The 12,921-nt window shown below is 48.1% G+C and carries 10 protein-coding genes and 1 pseudogene; 10 read left to right on the top strand and 1 reads right to left on the bottom strand.

All coding sequences use genetic code 11. The features are described 5' to 3' along the window. Positions 1 to 31: 31 nt before the first annotated feature. Positions 32 to 973, bottom strand: coding sequence for an NlpC/P60 family protein (locus PaeBR_RS16260; protein ID WP_410511589.1), 942 nt, complete (start codon positions 971 to 973; stop codon positions 32 to 34). Positions 974 to 1,299: 326 nt separating this feature from the next. Between PaeBR_RS16260 and PaeBR_RS16255 the strand changes: the two genes are divergently transcribed. The 10 genes and pseudogenes from PaeBR_RS16255 (at position 1,300) to chvE (ending at position 12,871) form a co-directional block, all read left to right on the top strand. Further along, positions 1,300 to 2,376, top strand: a complete 1,077-nt coding sequence (locus tag PaeBR_RS16255) for an ABC transporter substrate-binding protein (protein WP_410511588.1) — start codon at positions 1,300 to 1,302, stop codon at positions 2,374 to 2,376. Positions 2,377 to 2,437: 61 nt separating this feature from the next. Continuing rightward, positions 2,438 to 3,367, top strand: a complete 930-nt coding sequence (locus PaeBR_RS16250) for an ABC transporter permease (protein ID WP_410511587.1) — start codon at positions 2,438 to 2,440, stop codon at positions 3,365 to 3,367. Further along, complete coding sequence (locus tag PaeBR_RS16245; protein ID WP_410511586.1) at positions 3,351 to 4,145, top strand: ABC transporter ATP-binding protein; 795 nt, start codon at positions 3,351 to 3,353, stop codon at positions 4,143 to 4,145. The genes PaeBR_RS16250 and PaeBR_RS16245 overlap by 17 nt, the downstream gene beginning before the upstream one ends. 453 nt (positions 4,146 to 4,598) lie before the next feature. Continuing rightward, positions 4,599 to 5,256 (top strand): annotated as a pseudogene (locus PaeBR_RS16240) (SDR family oxidoreductase). Between the two features lie 164 nt (positions 5,257 to 5,420). Next, positions 5,421 to 6,137 carry an MgtC/SapB family protein gene (locus tag PaeBR_RS16235; protein ID WP_410511585.1) on the top strand — a complete coding sequence of 239 codons (717 nt, stop codon included), beginning with the start codon at positions 5,421 to 5,423 and terminating at the stop codon, positions 6,135 to 6,137. 87 nt (positions 6,138 to 6,224) lie between these two features. Next, positions 6,225 to 7,217: an aldose 1-epimerase gene (locus tag PaeBR_RS16230; RefSeq protein ID WP_410511583.1), complete on the top strand. Its 993-nt coding sequence runs from the start codon at positions 6,225 to 6,227 to the stop codon at positions 7,215 to 7,217. Positions 7,218 to 7,408: 191 nt separating this feature from the next. Then, positions 7,409 to 8,422 carry a substrate-binding domain-containing protein gene (locus PaeBR_RS16225; RefSeq protein ID WP_410511582.1) on the top strand — a complete coding sequence of 338 codons (1,014 nt, stop codon included), beginning with the start codon at positions 7,409 to 7,411 and terminating at the stop codon, positions 8,420 to 8,422. A gap of 24 nt (positions 8,423 to 8,446) precedes the next feature. Next, a complete protein-coding gene (locus PaeBR_RS16220) occupies positions 8,447 to 10,300 on the top strand; it encodes a sensor histidine kinase (RefSeq protein WP_410511581.1) in 1,854 nt (617 codons plus the stop codon). 46 nt (positions 10,301 to 10,346) lie between these two features. After that, complete coding sequence (locus tag PaeBR_RS16215; RefSeq protein WP_410511580.1) at positions 10,347 to 11,564, top strand: response regulator; 1,218 nt, start codon at positions 10,347 to 10,349, stop codon at positions 11,562 to 11,564. Positions 11,565 to 11,776: 212 nt separating this feature from the next. Next, positions 11,777 to 12,871, top strand: a complete 1,095-nt coding sequence (chvE, locus tag PaeBR_RS16210; protein WP_410511579.1) for a multiple monosaccharide ABC transporter substrate-binding protein — start codon at positions 11,777 to 11,779, stop codon at positions 12,869 to 12,871. The last annotated feature ends 50 nt before the right edge of the window (positions 12,872 to 12,921 follow it).

Below are 12,921 nucleotides of genomic sequence, written 5' to 3'. Positions count from 1 at the left end.
CCTGTTCATGGCCGGAACGCTTTTTACCCTTTTATAAAACGCGCTGCATATGCAGAGTGACATTACTCCAATATCCAGTATCCAGATTGCTGATTTGTACACCAGGGTCGCCCCAAGTATGAATGATTTTGCCATTTCCCATGTAAATCCCTACATGACCTGGGATAGCATCACTTCTGAACCGACCCGGTACGGTGAAAAAAATTAGATCTCCCGGCGCCAGCTCGCTGCGACTGACTCGTCTTCCCTGATTGTCCTGGTCCTTGGCAAGACGAGGCAGGTTAACACCGTATTTTTTGAATACATGGCGTGTAAAGGATGAGCAATCGAAGGTTTTGGATTCTTCATACGGTCCTGCCCCGAATTCATAAGGGACGCCAAGGAATCTTTTTGCATATGAAATTAATTGCGTGGTATCTACTGAGGCGCTCTGGATTCTGATGGTGTTGCCCTGTGAAGCCATTCCAGTGCCGGCTCGGTTTGCAGCGGTTGTTCCTTTGGGCTCCGAAGGAGTGTTGATGGCGATTTCCCCGTTCTCCGGATTCCAGCCGACTTCGGTTTGAAGAAGCTTGGATAACGAAGCTGTTGTCATATAAATGTGGCCGTTCCGGCGTTGAGGCGGTTCCGGTATGGAGAATTTCTCTCCAAGTGAGAACACCTGCCTTGAATCAGGGCGCAGCATATACATCACATCGCTGAAGCCGATTTTTGCGTATCCTCCATTCGAGGTTTCATCCTTCATGCGGTAGCCGAGTGAAGCAATGGCAGGCTCCAGCGGAACCCAGGTTTTACCTTCATTGTCGGTGATGGATGCCTTCTCGATGTAGCCGGAGGAGCGGGTGTCGTTACGGGAAACAGAGCTGGCGGATTGGTTATTCTCCTCGTTATTTGAATTGCCGCAAGCAGTGTTGATTGTTGCAGTGGCCATCAGAGCAATAACGGTTAACAAGAGTTTCTTTTGATAAAAGATCATATCACACTCTCCTTCTCAAACTGTAGGTTAAGTGTGTGCATGTCCCGTTTTTTTATGTAGTTCGGGGTGTAGGCAATGAATGTCAAGGATAACAAGCATCTTCTAACGGAATGAATTGTGATTGTGCTGATATTGTAAAATATGGAGACCCCATAAATGATTGACGGATATTCAACCTCCATATAATATAAGTTTAATAGATTTGCTAGTGCTTATGTAAGGTTCGTGTGAGCTATCGCTTTAATGCTTTTATCTGTAAAAGCGATCATGCTTTGGCGCTACTTCCTATGCACGCACTGATACCGTAAACGAAAAGGGGTATTCTAATGAAGAGAAAGAAAATTTGGATTGGATTGAGCTTGTGTATGATGCTAGTTGCTGCAGGCTGTGGAAATAATAACGCTGCTGTTGATTCAGGGAATGCTGCTAATTCCGGTAACGCTGCAGTGAATTCAGGAGATGCCGCTGCAGGTAATGCGGAGACTAAAGCGTATAAGATCGCCATCTCGCAGTATGTGGAGCATCCCGCGCTTGATGCAACACGCGATGGCATTCTGGCTGCTTTGAAGGATGCCGGACTTGTTGAAGGAGAAAACCTCACCGTCGATCTGGAAAACGCGCAGGCGGATCAAGCCAACAACCTTTCGATCGCCCAGAAGATTGCTGCCGATGACAATGATCTCGTACTCGCCATCGCGACTCCTTCGGCTCAAGCAGTGGTTCAGTCTATTAAAGATGATACACCGGTGATCTTTGCGGCTGTTACAGATCCTATCGACGCGAAGATCGTTACGGACCTTGAACATCCAGGCGGAAACGTAACCGGAGCTTCGGATACAAATCCGGAAGCGATTATCAGACTGATGGATTTCATTGCTGCACAGTTCCCGAATGTGAAGAAGCTCGGTCTTGTTATCAATGAAGGCGAACCGAATGCCGTCATTATGGCTGACCAGGCCAAGGCAGCGCTGGATAAGCACGGCATTGAGCTTGTAAAGGCTGCGGTTACTAATACTTCAGAGGTTAAGCAGGCTGCAGAGTCGCTTGTAGGACGGGTCGATGCTTTATACCTGACCCTGGATAATACGGTGGTAAGCGGTGTGGACACAATCATTCAAGTGGCCAATGATAATAAGCTTCCATTCTTCGCAAGTGACCGGGATACGGTAGAGAAAGGCGCTTTTGCAACCGTAGGCTTCAAATACTTCGACCATGGCTATCAAGTAGGTCAAATGGCTGTTGAGGTGTTGAAGAACGGCAAGAAGCCGGGTGATCTGAAAGTAACGATGCAAGAGAAGCTGGATCTGATTCTTAGCCTGAAGGCTGCGGAAGAACAGGGAATTGAAGTGACCGACGCCATGAAGGGCGAAGTTGCGGATCAAGCTAACAACATTATTCAATAAACGAAACAAATGTGGGGGCGATTCCTTGTGAACGCCCCTTATGTCTAGGAGGAAGTCATCTATGATTAATTCACTGCTCGGGGCAACCGAACTTGGATTGCTTTATGCTTTTATGGCACTCGGAGTGTATATTACATTCCGTATTTTGGATTTTCCCGATTTGACAGTGGACGGAAGCTTTACAACCGGCGGTGCAATCGCTGCCGTAATGATTACCCATGGGTATTCTCCATGGTTATCCACCCTGGCTGCCCTTGCAGGCGGTATGGCCGCTGGAATGTGCACCGGGCTGCTCCATACAAAAGGTAAGATTAACGGGCTATTGTCCGGTATTCTGATGATGATTGCTCTTTACTCCATTAATTTGCGTATCATGGGAAAGCCCAATGTTTCGCTGATGGGCGAGAATACCTTGTTTACTTCAATTAACCCCTTGCTGGTTATGCCATTCGCGGTACTTTTGCTGAAGGTGCTTATGGATCTTTTTCTGCGAACCGACCTGGGACTAGCTCTTCGGGCCACAGGTGATAACGCTCGAATGATACGCAGCTTCGGTGTAAACACTGATAATACGACTATTCTCGGCATCAGTCTGGCGAATGGGTTGGTGGCACTCTCCGGAGCGCTTGTCACCCAATATTCCACTTTTGCCGATTCCTCCATGGGTATTGGTATGATTGTCATCGGATTGGCGTCAGTAATCATTGGTGAAGCCATCTTTGGAACGGGCAGTGTATTTCGCGCGACCCTGGCAGTTGTACTTGGATCTATTGTTTACCGGATCGTTGTTGCGCTTGCGCTGCGGGTAGAATGGCTCGACGCTTCCGATCTGAAGTTGATTACAGCCATTATTGTAATTGTTGCCCTGGTATTCCCTTCCGTACAGCGGTTTATGAAGCTGAAAAGTACAGCCCGGAAGCGGACTGCTGAATTGGCTGAACAAGCCCTGAAACGCAAGAAAGGGGGCTCTTTGGATGTTAAAGCTAGATAATGTATCCAAGCTGTTCAATCCCGGAACACCGGATGAGAAGATCGCGCTGCTCGGTATCGATCTGGAGCTTCATGCCGGAGATTTCGTAACGATTATCGGTAGTAACGGTGCTGGCAAATCGACGCTGATGAATATTATTTCCGGTGTGATGAAACCGGATCTCGGTGAAGTCCTGATTGAAGGGAATTCCATAAGTCATTTGCCGGAATTTCAGCGCAGCCGCTGGATCGGCCGGGTCTTTCAGGATCCAATGGCAGGAACCGCACCCCATATGACGATTGAAGAGAATTTGGCGATGGCCTATAAACGCGGCAAAAGCCGGCTGCTGTCCTTTGGTGTGAAGTCTGCCAAGCGGAATCTGTTCCGTGAGCAATTAGAACACTTGGGAATCGGTCTGGAGAACCGCCTGCGGGCCAAGGTGGGTCTACTGTCCGGAGGGGAGAGACAAGCGCTTAGTCTCCTGATGGCTACGTTTACCCAGCCTCAAATTTTATTGCTGGATGAGCACACCGCTGCACTTGATCCTTCCCGCGCAGAGCTGATCACCAAGCTTACAGAATCGATTGTCCGTGAGAAGAAACTGACAACGCTTATGGTCACTCATAATATGGAACAGGCCATTCGTCTGGGCAACCGCCTAATTATGATGGATAAGGGAAGTATAATTCTCGATATCGATGAGTCCCGTAAAAAGGATTTGACTGTCGAGCGCCTGCTGGGTGAATTCGAAAGCATAAGCGGCCACAAGCTTGCTGATGACCGGATGATGCTTGGGTAGAGTACGGTAGGAAGTATTCTTAAGTTAACCGGATACCTGGGGCTGTCTCATAAGTAGAAGAGCTCGTCCGTTATATTGAATGTACAAAGAAATCGCTTCTTTTAAAAGAGCGATTTCTTTTTTGTGATTTTAGAAGCAGTCCCCGCTGAACCCAGCGGAGAGAACGGAACGATTGCGGAAAAGCGTTAGCGTTCGCCTTTGTATCCGGATTTACCCTGCTAAGGGTTAATTCAAAATAAATCCGGATACAACAGCGATTGTAGCAACGTTCCGTTCGCGGAGCGTCCACCTCAGCACCGCTTGAATCTTGTTCGATTGCCATTTGTATCATTTGTATCGCTTTTGGAACAGCGCCTTTGTTCAGGACAGAGATTCATATCTCCGTATGCGAGGTAAAAGTTAAGGAAAGAATTATACTGACAACCTGCTCAATCTTAAGGAGGATGTTTATTGATGGCCGATCAGAAGCTGAAGGACAAGGTTGCAATCGTGACAGGAGGAGGCTCCGGGATAGGTCGCGCTGCAGTATTGGAGTTTGCCAGAAATGGAGCCAGCGTTATTATGCTTGACCGCAACATAGAGGAAGCGGAGAAAGTGAAACGGGAAGTGGAGCAGGAGGGCGGGAAAGCCGCTGTAATTGAATGTGATGTTTCGAAACCGGAAATGGTAGAAGAAGCCCTTAAAAAGGCTGCAGGGGAATGGGGGCGTCTGGATGTTGTTTTTGCCAATGCCGGGATTAATGGTGCAATGGCCCCTATCGAAACCATGGAAATTGAGGACTGGAATCAGACACATGATATCAACTTGCGGGGAACCATCGCTACAGTCAAATATGCTATACCTCACCTTAAAGATAAGGGCGGCAGTATTCTGATCACAAGTTCCATTAACGGGAACCGTGTATTTTCAGGAATCGGCTTCTCGGCCTACAGTACAACAAAAGCTGGTCAGGTTGCTTTTATGAAAATGGCCGCTTTGGAGCTGGCCCGGTATAAAATTCGCGTCAATGCTATATGTCCGGGCGCTATAGTTTCTCGCATCGGACGACTCCGGTCATATTACGGGCACAGAGATCTATTGTGATGGCGCTGAATCCCTTCTGCACGGATAAAATGACTAACAGCGGACAACTAAGCATAAGTTAAAGGAAGAGCAAAGTTACTGCTTCAGAGCCGCGTCCAGCGGTTTTTTTCATATAAAAAAATATTGTAAGCAAAAGACTTGTTATCCGTTATAATGTAATATGTTTATCACGGAATGAAAGAGAGGGGTCATATGCAAATTCATACAGAAGCTTTAATTAAACTGCTTATTGCCATGCTGTTCGGACTTTTCATCGGTATAGACCGGCAATTAAAACAGAAGCCGCTGGGGATTCGGACCAGTATGGTCATCAGTATTGCGAGCTGCCTTGTGACATTAGTATCCATTCATGCGTTTGAGAAATTCTCCGGCCCGGATCATCTGAATATGGACCCCATGCGGCTGGCGGCCCAGATTGTTAGCGGAATCGGTTTTTTGGGTGCGGGTGTTATTTTGCGAAGAGGCGGGGATGCGATCTCCGGACTGACCTCGGCAGCACTGATCTGGACGGCTTCGGGGATTGGAATTGCAGTGGGTGCGGGCTTTTATGTCGAGGCGGCTTATGCGGTGGTTCTTCTGATGTTCGCCGTCAATGTTGTCCCTCATTTGATTAGGGCGATTGGGCCGCAGGGACTCAACAAGCATGAGGTTTCCGTGAGAATTATTATGGAGTCCAATTATGATTTGACAGAAGTTATCCAGAATATTGAGAATCGTCATAAAGTCTCACAAGGGAAATTCAGAAACTCGGAACGAGTGATCCGGCGGATGAAAATTAAAGATCTGGATGACGGAAGACAGATGATAGACATGGTCATCTCTGCACCTGACAAGGATTATGCAACAGAAATCTATTATGATGTAAAGCGTATCGAGCATGTGATGAGTGTAGAGGTAGAGCAATTATAAATTGACATGTTGCTACTGAGGCAAGATGTGGTAATCTAACAAGTGCAGAGCCATTATTTCATCCTGGAAGGGAGAGTCAAAGCTATTATGTCAATTTCAGCATTTGAAGGACAGTATGAAGGCGAGGCCGCAATCTGGCTGAAGGCCGGACGTTATGAGGCAGCAGTGCTGCCTGGAATCGGGGGCAATCTGATTTGTTTTCGCGATACCGAAAGCGGTTACCGTTTTCTCCATGAGCCTGGAGCCGGGGAGATGGAAGCCTTCAAACAAAACCCGGGGATTCATGGAATTCCTGTTCTATTCCCTCCAAACCGTTATGAGGACGGCAAGTTCCCGTGGAATGGACAAACCTATCAGTTCCCCGTAAATGAAGCCGCAACCGGCAACCATCTGCATGGATTTTTACATACGGCAGCCTGGGAGGTTGAGGAATTCGGCAGTGGAACGGGTGAAAGCTTTGTTACCGTAATGATTAAGGTGGATGAAAATCACCCTTCATATCAATATCTCCCCCATAAATACACTATCAAGCTGCGTTACAGCCTTGGGGAGGGCGGATTGTCCCAGCAGCTGCTGGTGCATAATGACGGAGACGATATCATGCCATGTCTGCTGGCCTTCCACACAGCAGTTAACGCGCCGTTTGCCCTCGGAAGTTCTGCTCAGGATTATCGCGTGAAGCTTACGATTGGGGAACGCTGGGAGCTGAATGACCGGATGCTGCCTACCGGTGCTTACCAGGAACTGCAGCCACAGGAAGTGGAGCTTCGGGACGAGGGGGTTTATCCTTTTTACGCGGCAATGGACAACCATTACACCGCAGCCGCCCAGAACGGACGCAACCGCATGGAGCTCACGGACAGCAAGGAGGGCGTAACTCTGGTTTATGACGTCGGCACCTCCTATAAGCAGTGGATGATTTGGAACAACTTCGCGACAGAGGGCTTCTTTTGTCCAGAGCCGCAAATTAACTTGGTTAATGCACCGAATGTGGATCTTCCGGCTGACGAAATCGGACTCTTCAGTTTGCAGCCGGGCGAATATTGGGAAGAACGCAGCCGCCTGTATGTTAAAGCTTAATTAGCCAGGGACAAATACCTGCTGTGGTAGAATAATCAATCTAATAGAGGCTTATGGAGGGTGACTTCCGTAAGCCTCTTTTCTTCATATCCTGCTGAAATAGTTGTTTATTTTATAAATTAAAAAGAGTATGATGGGCATGGGTTGAGGGGTTAGGTTCACCCGTATTTATCGTTGAAAGGGGTTTCAGTATGAAAAAGCTGTGGCTTGTTTATGTCCTGCTGATCGGAATTTTCATTGTATATGTACTGAATTACAAGCTGCAGGCTCAGTCTGCAGATCCGTGGGAGACACCGGGACTCCGCGGCAATATAGAAGACACATACGTCATGGTCACGTTTCAGATCGGGATAGATTATTGGAAAAGTGTCCTTAAAGGCTTCGAGGACGGGGCGGAGGAGCTGAATGTATCGGTAGAATATCATGGTTCTACTCAACATAATGCAAGTGAACAAATGACCGTATTGGAACAGGTGATCGCCAAAAAACCGGCGGGAATCGCCCTCTCGGCCGTAAACTCCAAGCTGCTGACGGCAACCATCAATAAAGCGGTTGAAAGCGGCATACCCGTTGTCCTGTTTGATTCGGGAGCCCCTGACAGCAAGGCCTATTCCTATCTCGGAACGGATAATTATAATGCGGGTGTAGAAGCGGCCCGCAAGATGGCTGAGCTGACGGGAGGAAATGGGAAGATTGCCATTGTTACTACACCCGATCAGCATAATCATCAAGAGCGTACGGACGGATTCAAAGATACCATTACCAGTAAATACCCCGGCATGACACTTGTTGCTGTCAAGGATGGTCGGGGAGATCAAGTATACTCCAGGCAGGCGGCAGAACAAATATTATCCCAGTACCCGGACCTGGCGGGCATCTTTGCGACAGAATCAAGAGGAGGAATCGGAGTTGCCGAAGCGGTGGAGGCCCATAAAGGGGATGATAAGCTTCCCAAAATCATCAGCTTTGACACGGATAAGGGTACCCTTGATTTGGTGAAGGATGGAACGATATCCGCTACGATGGCTCAAGGCACATGGAATATGGGGTACTGGTCACTGATGGAGCTGTTTCAGCTGCATCGCGATCTGGCTGCCGATCCTGCCGCGTATGCCCATAATATGCCCCTGCCTGTTCCGGATACAGTGGATACCGGCATTGATGTGGTTACGCGGGCAAATGTGGATAATTACTATGCCAAGTAACTGCTGCATGGGGGGCGGAGAGCGATGACCCGTAAGAACAGGCTGACCATGGACAAGCTTAAATTGAATAATTTACCGATACGCTACAAGCTCATCATCCACTTTTTGCTCATCAGCATTCTGCCCGCTATCGGATTAGGCCTGCTGATAGGCTGGACTGTAGACCGTATTGTTGAGGATCAGAGCAATGAGAATACCATGCAGCTGATCGGCAAGGTGAATGCGGCTTTGGAGAATGACGTCGAGAATCTGCAGAAGATTACGTACCTGATATCCTTTGATCCCGGGGTACAGAGCTTTTTAAAAGGAGAAATGAAGGAGACTACACAAGCAACTGAAGGAACGTACAGTGGAGAATCCGCCGAGTATAACATCCGCAAGTTTATGCAGGGCTTTACGACACTCAGCTCTGAAATCGCTGGAATCATGATCGTGAACAGTCAGGGAGATTTCATCAGCAATGAGATGTATACGCGTTCGGGAACCAGTATAACCCACGAAGATTGGTATAAAGAGGCCGTTGACAATAAGGGGATATTCAAAATCATTGGACATCCCTATGGACGGGCAGTGAGGTCCCATGTCGATTACAAGGAGAGCGAGGTTGTATCTGCGGTAAGAGCCATAATTGATCCAGAGACTCAGGTTGTACAGGGGGTAGTTCTGGTAGATTTGAAGCTTCGTGTTATTGCAGAAACGGCCAGAGATGTTACGCTTGGCAAAACAGGATATCTCACAGTTGTGGATCATAACGGGGAAATGATTTACGCGCCTCAGCACCCTTTTATGGAAAATATACCCATGAAGCTGATCACGGAGACTTCGGGGATAACCTCGGAGAAGGTGGAGGGCCGGCGGTTGCAGCTTATTTACAGGACATCCCCTTTTACCGGGTGGACCACTGTGGGTGTGTTTCCAATGGAAGAATCCGCATATGGGGTTCGTGAAATAACGTTTAATGTCGTTACCTTTGTATTTGTGGTCTGTATGCTGGGGATGACAGCCTCTTTTTATCTGGCTTATTCCATCTCCCGTCCGATCGGTCAGCTGATGTCCTTTATGAGCAAGGCGGAATCCGGCGATTTGAATGTACGCTACTGGGGAAACCGCTCCGATGAAATAGGGATGCTGGGCCGAAGCTTTAACACCATGCTGGCACAAATTGCCCGCTTGCTCTCTTTGACAGAACTGCAGGAACGGCAGAAGAGAGAGGCGGAGCTTCGGAGCCTCCAGGCTCATATCAAGCCGCATTTTTTGTATAACACACTGGATACCATACACTGGATGGCACGGAGTAAAGGGTCAGAGGATATTGCGGAGGTTGTTCAGTCTCTGTCAAGGCTGTTCCGCCTGGGTCTGAGCAAGGGAAGCGATATCGTTCCGCTGGCGGATGAGCTGGAGCATATTATGAGTTATTTAAAAATCCAGCAGACCCGTTACAGCAGCAAGCTTGCTTACAGTGTTGATGCAGATCCGCGGCTGCAGGAGTTATATGTGTTGAAACTGCTGCTTCAGCCCATTGTTGAAAACGCTATCTATCATGGGATTAAGGAGCGGCGCGGTCCTGGCCACATCTCGATTGAAGTGGAGGAAAGGGAAGGGGAACTGTACCTGACCGTGCGGGATAACGGCGCCGGTATGACACGGGAAAGACTCACTATGTTGCAGCATAAGCTTGAGAGTGTTGGAGAAGAGCCTGATTCCAGTGAAGTTGAGCAATATATAACGGAAAGCACCGGCAGCGGATATGGAATTCTGAACGTTCAGGCGCGAATTCGTCTTACTTATGGCAAAGAATATGGTATTCATATCGATAGCGAATTAGGAACCGGCACTACCGTGATTTTGCGGCATCCGATTGTTCGAGGGAAGCTATAACATGAATAAAAGCATATAGAGTAACCGCACATGGAGGTATACAAGTATGGAGCGCTGGAAGGTAATGATTGCGGATGATGAATATATTATCCGGGAAGGCATTAAGCAGTCCGTGGATTGGGAAGGACTGGGGCTGCAGGTTATAACGGAAGCGGAGGACGGGGAGGAAGCACTGGAGAATGCGCTGCAGCACTCCATTCATATAGCTCTCGTTGACCTCAACATGCCTATTATGCACGGGATTGAGCTGATGAAAAGATTAAGAGAGCAACTGCCAGCCTGCAAAATCGTCGTGATTACAGGACATGACGAATTTACGTATGCACAGGAATCGATCAGGCTGCAGGTGAACGATTATATTTTGAAGCCGGCCGATCCAAAGCAGCTGTCGCAGGTGATGCGGGGGGTACGGGATGAGCTGGAGAAAGAGCGGCAGAAGAGCCGGCATCAGGAGCAGGCCTCCAGGCAAATTTTGAAGAATTTTCCGCTGCTGCGTGAACGCTTCTGCCAAGAGTGGCTGGATGGGAATCTTAGTCAGCAGGAGATTAAGGAACAGCTTCATTTTTTGCAATTACCGCAGGCACGCCCTGAACTGCTGGGTATCATCCGCTGGAGATGGGAATTGCAGAATTCAGGGATGAAGGAGACTGAACGCCAGTTGTTTATGTTTGCCATTGAGAATATTGCGATGGAGCTGCTGAGCGACTATCCCAAAGCCATTTTCCGCGATTCGAGTGGACTTATTGTGATTCTTCTCTGGGAAAACGCCGCTGAAGCGATGCTGGCAAGGGTGGAGCAGGAGGTTCGTATAAATCTCAAGATTGCCGTTGAAGTCGGGATCGAGCCTGTGGAGGGAGAAATTACAGAGCTTGCCGCATCATACCGCAGGTGCAGAGTCTCCCTTTCCAAAGAAGTGCCTCTATCGCCCATGGTTCGCAGAGCCAAGCAATATATCCTGGAGCATTACAGCGAATACGGTTTATCCCTGGATTCTATGGCGGGGATACTTCAGGCCTCACCGGTTTATCTGAGCAGACTCTTCAAGCAGGAGTTAGGGACTTCCTTCGGCGCTTATCTGACCCAGATCCGGATTCGGAAAGCATCGCAGCTGCTGAATTCTACGGAAATGAGTGTTCATGAGATTGCGGAGCGGACGGGATACGAGACCCAGCATTATTTCAGCACCGCGTTTAAGAAGCATACGGGGGTGTCTCCTCTGCAATTCCGCAAAGGTGCGCTGCCGGAGGAAGGTGGTGTGACTTAGGTTAACAAGACATAATGATGCAAGGGTCTGATCTATTCAAACCCTTCTTTTTATGCGCTCATTCATGAAAACGCTAACAATAAGGTTCGATTTTTATAAAAACAGTAGTTTCAGTGTAAATACGATTCCCTCATCGCCTTGCTATACTCAAATTGTCAAACGGAGCTAACGTTCCTTAAAGACAACAGAATACTTCAGGGGGTAGTGCCGAAATGAAAAAATATTCATGGATGATGTTGATGATGGCGTTTGTACTCATTTTATCTGCTTGCGGCAGTGGAAATGGCAATAGTTCAAGTGGCAGTTCGAACGGGGCTAGCGGTAAGGTTGGGATCGCAATGCCGACGAAATCTTCGGAGCGCTGGGTAAATGACGGCAACAACATGGTAAAAGAGTTCGAGAAGCTGGGTTACGGTACAGACCTGCAATATGCCGAGGATGTTGTGGAAAATCAGGTTTCCCAAATCGAGAACATGATTACCAAAGGCGTAAATGCAATTGTAATCGCTTCAATCGATGGTGAAGCACTGACGGATGTGCTGCAAAAAGCGCATGATGCGAACGTTAAAATTATCGCTTATGACCGTTTGATCAAAAAAAGTGAATATGTAGATTATTATGCAACCTTCGATAACTTCAAGGTCGGTGTCCTGGAGGGCTCGTATATTGAAGAAAAGCTTGGACTGAAGGAAGGTAAAGGACCTTTCAATATTGAACTGTTCGGCGGTTCCCCGGACGATAACAATGCTTACTTCTTCTTCGATGGCGCCATGTCCATCCTGCAGCCTTATATTGAATCCGGCAAGCTGGTTGTCCGCAGTAAACAGACTACGATGGACCAGGTGGCTACCCTTCGCTGGGATGGAGCAGCAGCCCAAGCCCGTATGGATAACCTGCTGAGCGCGAATTATGCTACCGAGAATTTGGATGCCGTACTGTCTCCTTATGATGGTATCAGCATCGGCATACTTTCCTCTCTTAAAGGCGTTGGTTATGGTTCAGGGGACAAGAAGCTGCCAATCGTCACCGGTCAAGATGCAGAGCTGGCTTCCATCAAATCGATCCTTGCCGGCGAACAGACCCAAACGGTATTTAAGGATACACGTGAACTGGCGAAAAAAGCAGTAGACATGACAGAAAGCGTGCTTAAAGGTACTGAAGCAGAAGTGAATGATACAAAAACCTACGACAACGGTGTAAAAATCGTACCTTCCTACCTGCTGGAACCGGTATCCGTAGATGCTTCCAATGTTGATGTGGTTCTTGTAGAAAGCGGCTACTATACCAAAGAACAACTCGGCGAGTAATCGGCGAAGCGGTTGGAGCGAATAAGCGGACGATGGAATGCGGCGGCGGC

The sequence above is a fragment of the Paenibacillus sp. BR2-3 genome, from assembly GCF_046529485.1.
Taxonomy (GTDB): domain Bacteria; phylum Bacillota; class Bacilli; order Paenibacillales; family Paenibacillaceae; genus Paenibacillus_AQ.
Note: the sequence above shows the minus strand (reverse complement) of the source record. Positions and strands in the feature narration are given on the sequence as shown.